Annotated in this window: 14 protein-coding genes; 6 read left to right on the plus strand and 8 right to left on the minus strand. The window is 66.4% G+C overall.

Annotated features, from left to right (window positions below; all coding sequences use genetic code 11):
* Nucleotides 1-5: 5 nt before the first annotated feature.
* On the minus strand, nt 6-1,436 hold the full coding sequence (locus ACO07D_RS00860; RefSeq protein WP_421701037.1) for a hypothetical protein: 1,431 nt from the start codon (nt 1,434-1,436) through the stop codon (nt 6-8).
* Between the two features lie 198 nt (nt 1,437-1,634).
* Entirely contained in the window at nt 1,635-2,045 is a 411-nt protein-coding gene (locus tag ACO07D_RS00865) for a DUF1036 domain-containing protein (protein WP_421701038.1), read from the minus strand.
* A 155-nt stretch (nt 2,046-2,200) separates the two neighbouring features.
* Between ACO07D_RS00865 and ACO07D_RS00870 the strand changes: the two genes are divergently transcribed.
* The 6 genes from ACO07D_RS00870 to ACO07D_RS00895 all read left to right on the plus strand — a co-directional run bounded on the left by ACO07D_RS00870 (nt 2,201) and on the right by ACO07D_RS00895 (nt 6,358).
* Nucleotides 2,201-2,713 (plus strand): hypothetical protein, encoded by a 513-nt coding sequence (locus ACO07D_RS00870; protein WP_421701039.1) that lies wholly within the window; start codon nt 2,201-2,203, stop codon nt 2,711-2,713.
* Nucleotides 2,714-2,892: 179 nt separating this feature from the next.
* Complete coding sequence (locus tag ACO07D_RS00875) at nt 2,893-3,333, plus strand: hypothetical protein (protein WP_421701040.1); 441 nt, start codon at nt 2,893-2,895, stop codon at nt 3,331-3,333.
* Nucleotides 3,334-3,398: 65 nt separating this feature from the next.
* Nucleotides 3,399-4,055, plus strand: coding sequence for a MotA/TolQ/ExbB proton channel family protein (locus ACO07D_RS00880; RefSeq protein ID WP_421701041.1), 657 nt, complete (start codon nt 3,399-3,401; stop codon nt 4,053-4,055).
* Nucleotides 4,056-4,076: 21 nt separating this feature from the next.
* Nucleotides 4,077-4,535 carry an ExbD/TolR family protein gene (locus ACO07D_RS00885; RefSeq protein ID WP_421701042.1) on the plus strand — a complete coding sequence of 153 codons (459 nt, stop codon included), beginning with the start codon at nt 4,077-4,079 and terminating at the stop codon, nt 4,533-4,535.
* A 3-nt stretch (nt 4,536-4,538) separates the two neighbouring features.
* Nucleotides 4,539-4,943 (plus strand): biopolymer transporter ExbD, encoded by a 405-nt coding sequence (locus tag ACO07D_RS00890; RefSeq protein WP_421701043.1) that lies wholly within the window; start codon nt 4,539-4,541, stop codon nt 4,941-4,943.
* Nucleotides 4,940-6,358, plus strand: coding sequence for a serine/threonine protein kinase (locus ACO07D_RS00895; RefSeq protein WP_421701044.1), 1,419 nt, complete (start codon nt 4,940-4,942; stop codon nt 6,356-6,358). The genes ACO07D_RS00890 and ACO07D_RS00895 overlap by 4 nt, the downstream gene beginning before the upstream one ends.
* A gap of 50 nt (nt 6,359-6,408) precedes the next feature.
* Here the strand turns inward: ACO07D_RS00895 and ACO07D_RS00900 are convergent, their stop codons facing one another.
* The 6 genes from ACO07D_RS00900 to tssK form a co-directional block, all read right to left on the minus strand.
* Nucleotides 6,409-8,805, minus strand: a complete 2,397-nt coding sequence (locus tag ACO07D_RS00900; RefSeq protein ID WP_421701045.1) for a serine/threonine-protein kinase — start codon at nt 8,803-8,805, stop codon at nt 6,409-6,411.
* Entirely contained in the window at nt 8,802-9,584 is a 783-nt protein-coding gene (locus ACO07D_RS00905) for a PP2C family protein-serine/threonine phosphatase (protein ID WP_421701046.1), read from the minus strand. The genes ACO07D_RS00900 and ACO07D_RS00905 overlap by 4 nt, the downstream gene beginning before the upstream one ends.
* Nucleotides 9,577-10,335, minus strand: a complete 759-nt coding sequence (tagF, locus tag ACO07D_RS00910; protein ID WP_421701047.1) for a type VI secretion system-associated protein TagF — start codon at nt 10,333-10,335, stop codon at nt 9,577-9,579. Before tagF ends, ACO07D_RS00905 begins: the two co-directional genes overlap by 8 nt.
* Before the next feature lie 11 nt (nt 10,336-10,346).
* Nucleotides 10,347-13,958, minus strand: coding sequence for a type VI secretion system membrane subunit TssM (tssM, locus tag ACO07D_RS00915; RefSeq protein WP_421701048.1), 3,612 nt, complete (start codon nt 13,956-13,958; stop codon nt 10,347-10,349).
* Nucleotides 13,955-15,904 (minus strand): type IVB secretion system protein IcmH/DotU, encoded by a 1,950-nt coding sequence (gene icmH, locus ACO07D_RS00920; RefSeq protein WP_421701049.1) that lies wholly within the window; start codon nt 15,902-15,904, stop codon nt 13,955-13,957. The genes tssM and icmH overlap by 4 nt, the downstream gene beginning before the upstream one ends.
* A gap of 3 nt (nt 15,905-15,907) precedes the next feature.
* Nucleotides 15,908-17,018, minus strand: a 1,111-nt coding sequence (gene tssK / locus ACO07D_RS00925; RefSeq protein ID WP_421701050.1) for a type VI secretion system baseplate subunit TssK, incomplete at its 5' end; no start/stop codon positions are given.

A 17,018-nucleotide genomic window follows, 5' to 3' on the forward strand; every position in this document is an offset into this window, starting at 1 on the left:
CCCGGTCAGCGGAACACGCCGCCCAGACCCGCGCCGCCCAGACCGCCACCGGTGCTGGGGGCGGGCGCGGGGGCCGGTGCCGGTGCGGGGGCCGGGGTCGGCCGGTTGCCGCCGCCGCCGCCCGTGGGCGGAGGTGTTGTCGCAGTGACCACCGGGGCTGCACAGGTCACGTCACCCTCGGTCAGGATCTGCCGGAACAGCTCGACCTCGGGTTCGCGCGTAACCGCCGTGACGCCGTCCAGTTCGGCAAAATAGCGGTCCACCGACCCGCGCGACCCGTTGCCCCAGACGCCGTCGACGACGGTGCGATAACAGCCCATGCGGGCCAGTTCGGTCTGCAGCGCGCGGGCCATCTCGGTCTGAGGCGGGTCGAATGCTCCGCCTGCCACAAGGCTTGCGAACAGGTCCGGGTCCTGGTCGCGCAACCCATTGCGCGCATCAAGGTTGTCATAGGTGATCTCGGTCTGTCCCACGGTCGGATCAACGTCATCCACCGTGCCGAATGTGCCTGAAACGCCTTCGATCACCCCGACGATGATCGACGGTTCCGGCAAGCCGTCCGCCACGTCCCGCGCGGCGATCTGCGTGGCGGGTGGGGCGACGAAAATCACCGTCTGATCATCTGCCACCACCGGCGAGGCCCCGCCGGTGACCGGCGCGCTTGCCGTTGTCAGGCTGACCGGCTCGATCGTCGGGGTCAGGCGGATCGTGTCATTTGCCACCAGCGCCACCACCGGCGAGGCTTCGTTCACGACCGGCAGGATGGCGCTGTCGGATGGGGTATCGGGCGGGGTATCGGAGGCTGCGGCAACCGGAGAGGATGACGGGGTCACGGCCCCCTCCCCCATCATCAGGGGGATCGAGCTGCCGGTGGCCACGGTCCACATCTGTGCCAGCCGGGCCTTGAGGTCGCTCTGTGGTCCTGGCGCAATCAGCGCGTCGGTCATGCGCGCGGTATCGTCAGTGCAGTCCACCCCCGGTCCGGCACTGGCCGCCAGGAAAAGGTTCAGCCCCTGCGGCACGTCGGGCACAGCAATCCGTCCACCCATGCCTTTGCCGCCTGCGCAATCCTCGACCAGCAGGATCAGATCGCGGGTGCCTGCCGTGGCCAGACGTTCCAACAGGCTGGCCACGGCGCTGCGCGCGTCGCCCCCGCCCTGTCCCATCAGCACCGGCCCCTTGCTCTGCACCGAGATCGGCCCCGAGAAATAGATCAGCACCCGCGCGCGCCCGGCCACGGCCTCAATCGCCTGTGCCATCGCGTCGGCTCCCAACTCGCGGCGCAGGGTGACCTCGATCCCGCCGGGGGTCTGGGCCGCCTGGGCCTTCAGCATCTCGGCCACCCGGAAACTGTCACCGAAGGCGGCGGGTGCATTTCGTGAGGGATTGCCGATGACCAGCGCCTGCCACGGGGGCTCCTGGGCGAATGCGGGCATCGCGCACAGGGTCGGGCCAAGCACGGATCCGACCAGAAGAGCCAAGGATATGAGAGGTTTGAAATTCACGGATACGCGGACAGTCTGGCAGGTTGGGGTGAAATGGTTTGAGCTGCTTCAAAGGCTAGCATGGTGCCGGGCGGGATGTCTTGTGCGATTGTGCGCCGGGGGCGCTTTCTTTCAGGTTGTGCACCGGGCCTAGGGCGGCGGGGTCAGGAACAGGGTCCAGCGTTCGGTGGCCAGGGTATCGACCTCGTGAAAATCGGCCGCGATATAGCCGCGGGCGGCGCAATCCCCTTCACCGCGAATGTCGAATCGGTTCGGCGCGACGCACATGCGCGTGCCTCCGGACAGGACGATCTTGCCGAAAACATCCTGCGCGAAGACATAAACATAGCGGACGGAAAGCTCTTGATCGATCACGTTTGCGCATTGATTTGGGCCGATGGTCCACCAACCAGAGGTTACGAACACATTTTCGTCATATTTTCCGATCGCCACGTTCACCACATCGAAAGTCTGGTTGCAGACGGCAAATTCGGCCCTGGCCGGAGTGCTGTTCGCGCTAAAATAGAACAGGAAAACAAAGGCAAAGAGCAGAAAACGCACGAGGAGGCTCCGGTCGGGGCTTTGCGGTCAGAGGCGGGGCAGCCATCGAAATCATTGCCAGATAAGTGCGTGAAAGCAACAGTTTGAGCGAAATACAGCCGATCTTTTCACCGCTTTGCCTAAACAAACACACCCAAAGCTGCTATGTAAGATGCATGAAACGGTTTTTGGTCCTCTCAGCGTCCGGTATCGGACTTGGCTTCGGCGGCGCGATGGCGTTGGCGGCAGCCCATCAGGCCTCTTTTGACGAGGTTGCTTTGGCAGTGCCTTCGGCGGTTGTCGAACCGGCCGACAAGACCCAGGCCATCGCCCGTCGGACCGCCCCTGTTGCGATCCCGGCGGTCGTGCCAATGGCCCCGGTAACGACGGCGGACACTGCAGCACCGGAACCGGCGGTCGCCTTTGGTGCGGATGTGGCGCGGTTGGAAACTCTGGATGCGGGCGTCATGAGCCTGGAGCAGGTTGACGGCCAGACCAAACCGAACGACGGCGCACGGGATGCTCAGGGCGGATCGACGCCGTTCGACCTCGTCTCGCCCGAAGTCCCGGTACCGAGCGATACCGCGACACGCCGCGTGGTGACACAGATCCCCGTGGCCCCCTCGGGGAACCTGAACGACGCGCTTGAACCGGGCGGTAACTCCTGGTTGGTCGGCGTCTTCCGCTGACCATTTGCCGCTTTGTCACGACAGGCCGCGTTCGGCGGGCTGTCAAAGGCATATCAGGGGCAATCTACGGTTGACACCACCCCCGCACTTCCTGCCAACTGGTTGACGAAACGCCCGACCTGCTTTGTTGCGGCGCGGGTGTCGGGATGTTGATCAAAACAGTATTGCACGGGGGCATCATGTCATTTGAATCTTCCATCGCGGCCCGGATTGGCGCCGCCTGTCTGGCCCTCGCGTTGCCGTTTGCCGCCACTGCGCAGGACGCCGGGAGCTTTGACCTTCAACTGAATGCGGCTGCGGGCACAACCGCGGGCAGCTGTCGCCTGACCTATGTGGCGGCAAACCAGTCCGAGCTGGCCTTCGACCGAACCGCCTTCGAGGTTGGCGTCTTCGACGCCGACGGCGCCGTGACCCGCCTACTGGTGCTGGAATTCGGCGCGCTGATCGCGGGCAAGACGAAGATCCTGCAATTCGACCTGGGCGAAACACCCTGCGAATCTATCTCGCGCATCGTGGTCAATGACGTGGCCGCCTGCACACAGCCCGACGGGACCGAAAGCGGCTTTTGCATGAGCGGCCTGGTGGCCAGCTCGCGCACCGCGATCCAGTTCGGCATCTGACCCCGCCTGCCCTCGCGCTTTTCAATCGGGCCGCTGCCTGAGCGGAGGCTGTGAAAGGAACCCCCATGACCGCGATCCTTGAGCTTTTCTTCCAAGGCCAATTCAATCTGTCCACCCTGGCCGTATTCGCCACACTGGGGTTTCTGTCCCTGGTCGGCGTCGCCATCGGCCTGTACAAGGCGGCGCAGTTTGCCCGCCTGGGCGTTGGCAAACGTGAAAGCGCCGAGGCGATCCTGGACAGCTGGCTGTCCGGCCGCCCGGACGACGCGATCAGCGCTGCCGCCGAACGCAAATCCGTCCTGGCGCGGGTGCTGCAATCAGTCTTTTCGGGGCTGCAGTCGCGCCCGCAGGACCCCTCCTACGCCGAAGAGCTGGGGCGCCAGTCCGCGATCATCGAACTGGCCCAGCTGTCGGAACGCATGCGCACCCTGGACATGGTGGTGCAGGCCGCGCCGATGCTGGGGCTTCTGGGCACGGTCATCGGCATGATCGACGCTTTCGGCGTCCTGTCCCTGGCCGAGGGCGCGGTGGACCCGGCGCTGTTGGCCGGTGGCATCTGGTCGGCGCTGACCACCACCGCCGTGGGGTTGGCGATCGCGCTGTTCACCTTCTTCATCGCCACCTGGTTCGAGGGGCGTATCGACCGCGAACGCAATCTGATCGAGGCGGTGATCTCGGCCGCCATTCACGGCCGGGTGGATCCCAGCGCCGGCCTGCGCTGAGCCGCGAAGGAAGCTGCCCCCATGTCCGGCCCCTCACGCCTGGAACTGCCGCAACGCAAACCGACCTATCGGTTCTCGCTGACGCCGCTGGCCGATGCGATGTTTCAGCTGCTGATCTTCTTCATGCTCAGCTCCAGCCTGACGCCCTATTCGCTGCTGACCCTGCAAAGCGCGGCGGCGGGTGAGGCAGCGCCTGCTGTCGAAGGGGCCGAGACGACGACCGATGATGCGGGTGCGGATCAGCCCGGTGATGTCGCGCTCTGGACCATCGGGCACGAGGGGCTCACGGTCGGTGGCCAAGCCTTCGGTTTCGATGCGCTGGAAAGCCTTGCGGGCGCTCTGGGGTCCGAAGCCGCCCCCGCCGATGTGATCCTTCTGGTCGAGGACACCGCCCGCGTGCAGGACGTGACCACGGTGCTGGAACACCTGCAAACCGCCAATGTCGCCTCGGTGCGCGTGGCCACTGGCGAGGGGGGCTGAGCCATGGGTCTGCGCAAGGTGCTCCCGCCGGGACAGAAGCCGCTGCAGGCGGATAACTCGCTGTTCATCGTCAATATCGTGCTGCTTCTGATCCTGTTCTTTCTGGCCACCGGGCAGTTGATGAATTCGCGCGATGTGCCGGTCTTGCTGTCTAAAACGACCGAGCTGGACATCGAAAGCCTGCCCAAACCCCTGCTGCTGGTGGGCGCGGATGGCGCGCTGACTCTGGATGGTACGGACCTGTCATCGCAGGAGGCGGCCGAGACCCTGGCCCAGCTGTCCCTGGTGCATGTGCTGATCGAAGGCGAAGCCCCCGCGACCCGGCTGATCGACCTGATGGCCCGCCCCGAGTTGGAAAAGGTCGAGGTCCGCCTGGTCACCATCCATTACCGGGGAGAGGGCGCATGAGCTTTCTTCCCTATGGTCGCAGGTCTTCGTCGGGCTGGTTCGGCGCATATGGGATGTCGATCGCCGCCCACGGCGGCTTTGCCCTGGCGCTGGTGGCGCTGCGCGGATTGACCTGGGAACCCCCTGCCCCGCCCCCGCCGGAGCTGAATTTCACCGTTACCCTGGAGCGGCTCGACGCCGATACGCTGGCGGGTATCGTGCTGCGCGAGGGGGAGGCCGGGGCGGAGGGCGAAGACGTCGAGGCAGAGCTGCCCGACGAGCCCGCCGAGGCGGAGGAGGATCCTTACGCCGAAGACGATTACGCCGCGCTTGCCCCGGAGCCGGAGGAGGCGGAAGAAGAGGATGACCCGGTGGAGGAGGAAGAGGACCCCGCCGAAGATCTGCCCCTTGAAGAGGTTGAGGAACTGACGCCGGAGGCCCCCGAACCCGTTACGCCCGAACCCACCGAACTGGCCACGGTGGAGGCGGAGGCCCTGACGCCTGATCCGATTGCGCCTGAACCCGTCGCTGCGCAGCCGACGCTGGCGCCCGTCGCCGTGCCGGTCACGCCGGACAGCCCGGATCTGAACCCGATCATGCCTGAAACCGTTGCCGTTGCCCCGGTTGGGGTAACCCCGGTGGGGGTCAGCCCGACCGCCTCTGCCCCGGTTGCGGTGACCCCTGTGGCGTCAGGGATCGACAGTGTGGCACCGGTTGCGGGCAGCGATGGGCCCGAGGTCGTCACCGCGCTGGCCCGCCCGGTTGGCACGGCCCCTGCCCCGGCACGACCCGCGGCGCCGCCGCCCAGCCCGCCCTCGGCGCAGGACCTGGCCATTGGCGAGCTGATCAAACGCATTCGCGCGCAGGAGGCCGACCCCTGCCTGACCGCCCTGCCCCGCCGCGATGGCGAGGATGGCGTCGGCCTGGCCATGGTTGCGGCCCGCGACGGCGCGATGGAGGTCTTTGCCCGCGATTTGCTGACGCCAGAGGATGACATTCGCCAGACCCGCACCCTTGTTGATCCGCGCCAGTGCCCGGTGCTGGCCTATCTGCGGACCAACCGCGATTACCCGGCGACCCGCATGGGCCTGCGTGTGGACACGCCCGAAGTGCCCTCGGGCGGGCGGCTGACCGGCGTGTTGCGCGGTGTGGCCGGGCGCCATGTGACCCTTCTCTTGATTGACGACAATGGCGTGGTGCAGGATTTGCAACGCTTCCTGGCTTTCTCGGGCAATCTGGTGCGGTTCGATGTGCCCGTCACCCGAGCGGGCCCGACCCGCGACACCAGCCAGATCCTGTTGGCACTGGCCACCCGTGGAGCGCCAAGCGAGGTGCGCGCCCGGGATGGTCAGCTGGCCCAGGATGTCTTTGCCGGTCTGAGCGGAGAGCTTGCGGACAGCGCGCTGATTGCCACCGCGACCTTTGACGTGCGCTGAGGCTCAGACAAGCAGGCGTTCTGCGAGGGCCGTGAAGGTCGGGTCAATCCCTACTGGGTATCGGGATCCGTCTGTTCCCCTTCGGTGGGGGCGGTGTCCGGGTCCGTTTCCGGCTCTGGGGAGGTTTCTGAGGCAGGCTCCGGTGCCGGTTGGGTCAGCAGCACGTGGGACAGCGCCGCAACGCCCTTGCCGCCGCCATCGGTGATCTCGCGCGCGATGATCGGCATCAGCATCTGCGCATCCGATCCGTCGCGGGCCGAGGCAGCGTTGACCAGCGGGTTGCCCGTGGCCACCGCCAGAAGCAGCTGCGGCGCGGGATCTGCATTCGGGGCAAGCGACATGGCAAAGCGGAAGCTGCGCCGGTCCCCGACCGGATCGGAAAGCCGATCGGTCAGGTTGTAGACACCGCCCTTTGGGCTGACCAGCACCAGCCAGACCTTGCGCCCCAGCGGGTCGATGATCTGGCCGCTGATGGGCGCCCCGCTGGCGACCTCGTCATAGTCGATGCGGATCTGCACCGGGTCGATGCCCCGCCCCTGCAGGCTGCGGGCAAACTCCAGCGCGGCGCATTGTTCGGGCGTGACGATCCGGTCGAGAACGGTCGGATGCGCGCCGAACCTCTCCTCATAGGCTGTGGGAAGCCCGGCAAACAGCCCGCCCCGGCTGGCAAAACCCAGGACCATTCCGGCATTTGCCCCAGCTGCGACGCGCGCGGCATAGGTGCAGGGGCCGGTGTCGAACCCCGCCAGGAACCCGTCGCGCGTATGCGGCATGATCTGCGGCAGTTCCGAAGGCTGGTCAGGCGGGGCAGTGTCGTCGTCATCGCCGCCGTCGTCCTGGGCTATCAGGTCGTCCATCATGCCCTGCGACCAGGCGTAATAGCCGGCCCCGCCCATCGCGGCCAGGAACACCACGGCCAGAAGGGCCATCACCCCGCCACCACGTTTTTCGCGTGCCGGTGCCTGGCCGGGCAGGCCCTGCCCCGGTTGGGTCAGCGGCGCCGCGGTGCGGCTGGTGTTGGCAGTTGGCGGGGTCTGCAGGCCCGAGACGGTAAAGGCCGGTTGGCTCAGCCCCGCCCGGGTGGTGGTGGCCCCCGGCAGCGGGGCCATGGTTACGCCGCCGTTGTACTGTGCCGGGATTTCCTCGGGGTGATCCAGCAGGCGACCGACAGCCGCCATGTCAGCAGGGCGATTGGCCGGGTCCGGCTCCAGCATATGCGCCAGCAGCGGGGCCAGGTCTTCGGGCATGTCCGACAGGTCGGGAATGGCGCGCCGCGCCTCGACCGCCTCGACGATGGAACTGCCCATGTCCAGCGGCGAGCCCTTGAGCGCCGCGGCCATCAACAAGGCCAGGCCATAGATATCCGTGGCCGGGCCGATCTCTCCACCGAAATGACCCAGCTGCTCGGGCGAGACATATTTGAACTTGCCCGCGAACTGCCCGGCCATGGTGCCTTCCTTGACCACGTTCGACTTGGCGATACCAAAGTCGATCAGCAGCGCCTCGGCGATGATTCCGTCGGGCAGCATCACATTGTCGGGCGACAGGTCGCGGTGGATAACGTCGCGCGCATGGGCTTTCTCAAGCCCCTTGGCCAGTCGCTTCAGCAGGGTGCGCCCGGCTTCCTTGGTGATCGCGCCGTTCTTCTTGGTGAACTCGGACAGCGGAACGCCCGAGATGAAATCCATGATCAGGCAATAGCGCCCGGTGACCGGATCCTGGATGAAGTTCTGGTAGCCGACGATGGCCTCGTCCGACAGTTCGGACAAGGTGGTCGCCTCGCGCAGGAACATCAGGCCGACCTTCTCGTCCTCGGCCAGTTCCGGCAGGACGACCTTGATGGCGACGGGCTTGCGGGTGATGACGTTTTCCCCGCGATAGACCTCGCCCATGCCGCCCGCCTTGAGGACTTCCTTGACCTCGTAGTTGTTGTTGATCAGCGTGCCGATCTCAACCGTGGCCACGCCGGTGCGCCCGGTCACACCGGGCATCGGGGTCGGCGCGGGTGGAGCCTGTGTCGGCGGCGGGGCCGCAGGTGTCTGTGTGGTCGGCGCCGCTGCCCCTGAAAAGACAGTTGCATCGCCCTCCTGTGCAGGCGGTGCGGCGGCGGGGTGCGCCGTGCCGCCAAAGACCGTGGCCTCGTCTGGCGTTGCGTCCGGGTTGACCGTGGGGGGCACGCTGCCAGGGGCGGCGGTAAAGACGGTGGCGTCGCTGTCCGGCAGGGGCGCGGCGGGCGCTTGGGTAAAGACCGTGCGGTCGTCACCTTCGTCCTGTGGTGGAGAGGTGGGCGGCACCGTAGCCCCGGCAAAGACAGTCTGATCCGGGTCAGCCGCAGGAGCGTTGTCCGGCGCTGCGTCGGCCTCTGTGCCCGGTGCCGCGTCGGTCCTGGGGTCAGAGGCCTGTTCGTCGGGCTGCTCAGGAGGCTGCTTCGGGGGCTGTGTCGTCATTCCAGCACATCCATATCAAACTCGCTGTCGTCGATCTGCGGCGCGGGCGGGGCCATGCAATAAAGCACGATCACCGTGACATTGTCTCGTGCCCCGCGCTCCAGGGTCAAGGCGATCAGTTGATCACAGGCTGCTTGCGGCGACGGGTCGGCCAGGATCTCGGCAATCTCTGCATCCGAGACATGGCCGGTCAACCCGTCCGAACACAGAAGGAAACGGTCGCCCAGGGCCAGCCGTCCGCCCATCACGTCGCATTCCGGCGACGGACTGACGCCGATGGCGCGGGTGATGACGTTCTTGCGCGGCCAGGTTTCCGCCTCTTCCGGGGTGATCGAGCCCGCATCCAGCAGCGCCTGAACTTCGGTATGGTCGCGGGTCTGCTGCTCCAGCTCGCCCGCGCGCAGGCGATAGATGCGGCTGTCGCCGGACCAGATGCAGGCATAGTCCTGCCCGGCCACCAGAAGCGCCACAAGAGTGGCCCCGATGGTGCCCTGGTTCAGCTCTGCCGAGTGATCGAGGATCTGGTCATTCGCCCGCCCCAGCCGTTCCATGAATCGGGCTTGGAAGTCATCCGCCGATCCGGGCAGCCCGACCGAGTAGAGTTCGCGCACGATGGTCTGGCTTGCGAAATCACCTGCCGCATGACCGCCCATACCGTCGGCCACGACCCACAGGCCGCTTTCGGGGCGGGACAGGAAACTGTCTTCGTTCACGGTGCGCACGCGGCCTACATCGGTGGCCTGGGCGGTCAGAAAGGTAAAGAATTCAGTGCTATGCATCAGGGCCGTCCGGTGAAGTGCTTGGCGTGGAAGAAAGAGGGTTTTCAATATCGGTTTGTGGCGTTTGGAGTGCCGGGATATCGCGCGCCTCGGCGGCGGGCCCGCCACTCAAGAGCCAGCCCAGAGCAGCGCTGTCCGGCAGGCCCTGCTGCGCCAGGCAGATGGCGGCGCGCCCGGAACGTGCTGGCGCCCACCAATAGCTGCGCGCAAGCATGGCGCGGGTGTGATCGACCGGTTGCATCGCCGACAACAGCCCAGCCAGGTCACCCTGGGCGTTATGGGCCCAGATCAGCGGCGTCTGCCCGGCCATCGCGGCAGGTTCCGGGGCGAACCCGGCCTGATCCGGGTCCAGGCCATCCAGCAGAGCGGCCGCGCCCTGCCCGGGCTGCGGAGCTGCGGCCTCAAGATGCGCTTCCAGCGCCTCATAGGGGGCTTGATCCGCGTTCAGCAGCGGTGGGGCCAAGGCGCTGTTCTGGGCCATCAAAAGCAGCGGAAAACGGCGCCCGACCTTGTCGCGCGAGGGGCTGAGGATCCCGGCCAGTCCGTGCCCGCCGGTGACCGTGCGTCCGATCCAGAACCGCAGCACGGGGGCTGCGTCCCAGAACGCGGGCCAGCCGCCCTCCCCCATCTCATCGCGCAGGGGCATCAGCGCGTTGTTCAGCCAGCCGTCCAGCCAATCGGCCAGGCTGGGGTCGACCCCGTGGCGCAGAAAATCGCCATAGCCCGGATGTTTGCCGATCAGCCCCAGCATCACACCCCCCGTCAGCCCAGATCCGCCGGGCAGGAGAAGTCGAACAGCTCGCGCATCAGGAAGGGCACGGTGGTGCTGTCGAATTCCAGCCGGTAGGTAATGGTGCGCCCGCCGATCTCATGGGTCACGCTGACGACGTTGCCGTCGCGCCGCGCCCGCCCCTGGCGCAGGAAGTCGACGATCGACCAGCGTCCGGCGGTGAAATCCGCCCGCGAGCCGCGTCCGCGCTGTTCCGGGAACAGTTGGATGGTGACGCCCGAGCCCGCGCCGGGCCATATCAGCGACGCGGGCGCATCGCCGGGCCGGGTCTGGATCGTGCCCCCGTTCAGGGTCATCATCGCCAGGTCCACCGTCGGGCTGGACGAGACATGGGTCACGAACATCGACACGCTGGGATCCGGACTTCCGGCGCTGAAGAAGGCGGCGCGGATCGCCTCGGCCCGGTCGAACTGGGCCAGCGCATCGGTGGACAGGCGCGCGCCGATGGTGCTGTCCGCCACCGGTTGCAACCCGTCGGGCGTGCGCCGCACATGAGGCTGCAGATAGGTGGTATAGAACCGATCCATGCGCCCGCCCGGGCCGAAGAATTCGCCAAAGACATTGCCTGCGATATGGCGGCCATTGCCGAAGGGGTAATGGGGCGCGACATATTGCTGGCAGAAGCTCGCCACTTCCTGGTTCAGCTGGGTGTTCAGCTGCGCCAGGGTGGCGTCTTCGGCCTCGGTGCGGAATTCGGCCTCGACATCGGACATCAGCCCGGCCAGTGGCTTGGGCAGGGACGAGTTGTTGATGGTCAGGGCCGAGAGGCGCTGTTGCAGCATCTGGTCATCGGCGGGCGTTGTTGACCGGGCCGAGACATAGCGGTTCTCATGCAGCTTGCTGACCGTGTCCAGAAGCGCGTCGATGGGGCGCGCATTGGGTTCGCCGTCCAGCAGGACATGCCAGGGTTTGAAGGCATCGGCGATGCGTTCGACCTGGCGCCGCTGGCTGTCCTCAGATGCGCCGCCTGCGCGGGTCTGGGCCTTGCCGCCCGAGCGCGCGGCGTCCAGGATCACCCGCTGGAACACGCCCGAGCGGTGATAGATCCGGGTAAAGGCCGCGTCCTGCAGCCCGCCGCCCAGGTCGCCGGTCGCCAGGGCAGCCGGGTCCATCCCATCAAGCTGTTCGTAGATGCGGGTCAGGCGGGTTTCTTCCTCGACCGCCTCGACCAGTTCCAGAAGCGGCGAGGCCACTGGCGAGGCCAGCGCCGACAGCGCCTCGTAATTCGGGGCGTCCGCCGCCAGGCCCGCGATGCCGATCTGGGTCAGCATGTCGTTCCAGGCTGCTTCGAAATCCAGCTGGTATTTGCGGTGCAGCTCACGCTCCAATCCGGCCAGCTGGGTTTCATAGCCGACACGGTCGGCGGCTTCGCCCAGCACCCATTGATCCTCTTCCAGCCGTTTGCGCGCCTCGGTCAGCTCTTCCAGGAAGAAGCCCCAATAGCCTTCGAACGTGTACATTGCGGGCACGCCGACCTCGCTCAGCGGGCTGCCGTCGCGGGTCTTGAACACCCGATCGACCTGGCCCGAGACCCGCTCGACCAGGTTGAAATCGGGAATGCCCGAGGTCACGGCCCGGTCGCGGATCGAGGCATAGGCCTGATCGGCCAGCGGCAGGTTCACGATCACCTCGCGCGCGCGGCGCACGATTTCACCGTCAATGGCCAAAACGGCGTTTCGGCTGTCGTCCAGCTCCAGCATGGCCGCCAGATGGGCGGTCAACTGATCGCGTTCGTCGATCTGTCCGGCCGAAGAGAACTGGTTGCGCCAAACATCGTCGAAATAGCTTTGGATTGCCGCGTCATCCGGCGCGCCGCCCTGCTGCCCGCCCAACAGGATATAGACCTTCAACGCGCGATAGACACCGGCGGTGTCATTGTCGGCGATCAGCTGTGGGATCTCGTTTTCCAGATGCAGCAGCATGCGCGGGCGCAGCATGCGTTCCAACGCGTCGGAATAGGCCCGTTCGGCAGCCACGTTCACCCGGCGATGCTGTCCCAACCCGAGCCCTTCCAGCAGGCCCGGTTCGACCGGATCGCCATAACCCGCGCTGATCAGGCGCAGGTTTTGCAGATGAGGCATGACGATGGAGGGGTCCGTGTCCGAAATCACCTCGCGCCGGATCTCGTCCTGAGCGTCGCCGTAATAGGCATTGGCCTGCGCCTGGGCAGTGCCCAGCAGGGTCGCGTTCTGCCAGAAGCTCCAGCCGAACCCTGCCATCGTGGCCAGGGTGGCGATGACGATGCTGCTTAGCGCCAGGGTACGCAGGATCGCGCCACGGCGCACGGCGCGGGCGTCATGGCTGACCCAGCCTGCCTCTTCAAAGATCACGCGCTTCATCAGGTCATGCAGGAAAAAGCTCTTGCCCGATCCCGACATGAAGGCGGGCTGAAATGCCTGCCCGTCGCCCTGGTTCTGCGCCATCGCCCCCAGCACCTGGTCGATCGGCGTGCCCTCCTGGGTGCCCGAGGCGAAATAGAAACCGCGCAGGATGGCATTGGTCTTGTAGCGGGTCGGCTCAAACACGCGGCGCATGAACTCGACCACGTTTTCGCGCAGCATGGCCATCTGTCCCGGCAGGCCGAAAATGGCAATGCGCGAGACGCCGTCGGGCTCCTCGCTCATCCGGTCAATCACCTCGTCCGACAGGCGGCTGATCAGCAGGTTGAACTGTTCCTCGACCTGCGAGAAGGTCTGTTCCTTGCGATCACGGGTCTGGAAGGTCGCGCCCCAGACCGACTTGCGCCGGTTGATGTTGAACGAGCTGAAATACTCGCGGAACCCCGACATCAGGTCAGCCTTGGTAAAGACCACATAGACCGGGAAGTCGATCTTCAGAACCTCGTGGATCTCGGCCAGACGTTTGCGCACGGTCTCGGCATGGGCGGCCAGTGTGTCAGCATCCGCGGTCATCATGTCCTCGACCGAAAAGGCCAGGATCACACCGTTGATCGGTTGCGCCGGCCGGCCGCGTTTCAGGATGTCCAGAAAGGCGGTCCAGCTGGCCTTGTCGGCTTCGGCATTGCTGTCCTGCGTGGTATAGCGCCCGGCGGTGTCGATCAGCACGGCCTCTTCGGCGAACCACCAGTCGCAATTGCGCGTGCCGCCGAAGCCTTCCAGCGCGGCGCTTTCGCCATCCGAGCCGGGAAATTCAATGCCCGAGTTGCGCAGCGCCGTGGTCTTGCCCGCGCCGGGCGGGCCGATGATCACATACCAGGGCAGGTCGTAAAGGTAGGTCTTGCCGCCCGATTTCTTCAGCTTGGTCAGCGCCTCGCCCATGCGTTCGGCCAGAACCTTGCCGTCGCCCACGGGTTCTTCGACAATCGCCTCCTCCAGCGCCTTGGCCGCCTTGCGCCGCTTGTTCCAGCGGACAAACCAGCTGAGGAAGATAATCAGAAGGATCGCACCGATTACCCCGCCGCGCAGCCAGGGGGATTGCAGGAACTCGACGCCGGTCATCGGGAAGCCGAACCAGATCGCGGCGATAATCGCCAGCACGCCAAGGACGATCAGGAACTTGCGGAACCAGCCCTGCTTGAACAGTTTCGCGAAGGATGGGATCGGGATCACGCCAAGCAGCCTCATTGCGCCAACTCCTCGCGGCCAATCATGATTTCAACGCGACGGTTCATGGCACGCCCCTCGGCAGTGCCATTGTCGGCGATGGGTTCGACCGGGCCCAGACCTTCGGTCGAAAGCCGCGCGGCGTCGCTCAGATGCGGACCGATGATCCCGGCCACGGTCTGCGCACGGGCCAGCGACAGTTCCTCGTTGTTCTTGTAGCGACCCCGGCCGGACAGGCCCTGGCTGTCGGTGTGGCCGACCACGCGGATCGGGCCGGGTTCGTCGTTCAACGCCTGGGCAATGGCCAGGGCCAGGGGTTCGAAATCGCTTTGCAGTTCGGCCCGGGCCGAGCGGAACTGCAGCGCCTCGCCAACGCGCACGAAAATGAACTGGTTGGATTGATCGACCACGACCAGCCCGTCTTCGATCTGATCGGCCAGCTTGGCGCGGATGCGGTCCAGCTGCGCGGGCGCGGGCGCGACATAGGCAGCCTCGGGCGTGACCGGTGCGGTGCGCTCGATGGTAATGCCCGGCAACCCGTCATGCAGCGCCAGGATCTGTGATTGCACCTGCGTGCCCTGGCGCGCGATCAGGGTGGACAGGGTGGCAAACAGTGCTACCACCATCAGCCCAGCCACCGCGGCCACGACCCAGATCGGCGTGCCCCCATGGCGCCGCTTGTTGCCAACCGCCATCGGCGTCCAATGGACCGAAACATCGTCATCCGGGCGCGGTGCGACCCGGCGCAGGGTCTCGTAGATCGCGGCGCGCACCCGGGCCAGTTCCACCGCGCCATTGCGCGCGGTACGGTATTGACCTTCGAACCCCAGCGACAGGCAGGTCAGCATCACTTCGAGCACCTGGAACCGCTGCCCCGGGGCGCTCATCGCCTGATCCATCTTGCGGAAGAACCCGACGCCGCTGTCCCGTTCGCCAAAGAACCGCGCAACCATCGAATATTGCATCCAGGTCGACCGGTCCGCGCCCGGCAGGTTCTGCACGATGTCATCCGCAGTCGCTGCCAGCGCGTATTTCGCATCCGAGGCGTCCTGCTGGCTGACCCCGGCCTGCAGCGCGTTGCGTTCATAGAGATCGATCTCGCGCGTGACATGGTCGATCAGCGGGCCGGATTGCATCTCGACCAGACCGGTGCGCAGACGGCCCAGCAGGATCAGCAGATTGGCGGCGGCGGCGATCAGAGGGTTGGTCGACCCCCCTGCCCCAAGCCCCGTGCCCTTCAGCGCGTCTTCCAGCGCGATGCGCGGGCGCAGTTGCGGTTCGGCCGGTTGCGGGTCGCGCGGCACCTCGGGGAACATATCGGCCCCGGTGGGCACATTCTGCGGCTGATACTGGGGCTGATACTGGGGCTGTTGCCCATAGGCCGGTTGCTGCGGTTGCTGCTGTGGCGGGTAAGGCGCGGCGGCGGGCGGCTGTGCCGGATGCGGTGTCAATGCGCCGCCCAGCCAGGTGTCGTCCTGGCTTGCATGGGGCTGTGCGGGCGGGGCAGGTTGGCCGAAGCCGCCCGGATATGGGGCCTGCCCGGTTGGCGCGGCGCGCCCCGGTCCCGGCTGCATCGGGGGCTGTTGGCCGTATTGCGGCTGCTGTGGCTGCTGCGGCGGTTGAGGGTGCGCGGGATAGGGAGCTGGCTGCCCCCCCGCTTGTCCGCCTGCCTGACCGCCCGGTTGCAGCGGAGGCAGCTGCGCGCCGAACACGGTCTTGTCCTCATCCCCCGCCCCGCCTGCGGCAGGCGGGCTTTGCGGCAGCTGGGTTTGCTGATGCCAGGCCGAGGCCGGATCGGGTTGCGGCGCCTGGGGCGGCTGCTGAGGGGGCGCTGGCGGTTGACCGAAGCCACCCGCCTGCCCGCCGGCCGGTGCCCCACCCTGCCCCGCCTGCGGCGGGCGGCTGGCCGGGGTCGGCAGTTTCTGTCCGAAAACCGTCTTTTCGCCGTCGTCGTCGTCGCCGTGCATCGCTTATTGCTCCGGAATGGCCCAAAGCTCCAGCTTCAGGTCTGGCCAGTTGCCGGCAAAATGCATGCCGACCGCCGGTGCCACGCTGAACTCGCGCCACAGCTCCGAGGATTTGTCGACCAGGAAATAGACGTTCCGGGCGACAACACGGATCTGGCGCGGCGGGTTGGGCAGGTGCATCAGCGGCACGCCCGGCAGGTTGTTGTTGATGATTTCCTTCATCCGGGTCGAGGGCCCGACCTTGCACAGCTGCGGGAACTGCTGCTGCACCTGGGTCAGCGGCAGCCCCGAGGAGACCTCGATCACGAAAGTGGCCTGGCTGAACAGGTTGCGGTCGTTGACCAGCGCGGCGAAGGAGCCCTCGCGCACCTCTTTCAGCGGCAGGCGCACGGCGCGGCCCACATCGCGCGCCAGAAGCGTCTGGATCTGCTGCACCACGGGGGTAAAGACATCGCGCGGATTGTCGTGGTCATAGGCCCCGAAATCCGGCGCGCGGCGTTCGTTCTGGTCAAAGGTCGCCAGCTCTCCGGCCAGGCCGATCAGCTTTTCATACAGCCGTTCAGGGTGGACCTTGCCCGAGGCATTGAGGTGTTTCAGCACCGGCAACTCGCGGTTCAGCACCATCAGCATCAGATAATCGGAGGCCTGCATCCCCCCGCCCGACGAGGGATCCGAGGCAAAGCGCGCCAGCCCTTCGAGCTTGGTTTCGATCCAACCGATGACGCGGGTCAGATAGCCCTCATAGGCCGGGTGCACGGCCAGGATCAGCCCGGTTGGCGGCACCGTGTCGTCGATCGAGACGACGCCGTCGCGTACCTCGGTGATCTTGGCCAGCGGGATGCACTGATACCCGGGCTTGGGCGATTTGCGCAGGGCAAGTTCCAGCCGGGGTTCGGCGATCTCGATGGTCTGTTCGACCCGCGTGCTCGATGCATTGTCCGCCACTGTCTCGGCGTCCAGCGTATAGCGGGTGCCGGCGGAAGAGCCCCCTGCCCCACCCACGTCCTGCCCGTTCTGCGCGGCATCGGGCAGGGTCAGCCAGATCGTTTGCCCGGCCGCATCGTCCGGCACTGCGACCGGGGTCGGCAGGCTGGAGGCATTGGGTGCGTCGAAG

Origin of the sequence: Aliiroseovarius sp. (assembly GCF_965228805.1) — a bacterium.
Taxonomy (GTDB): Bacteria; Pseudomonadota; Alphaproteobacteria; order Rhodobacterales; family Rhodobacteraceae; genus JASBTN01.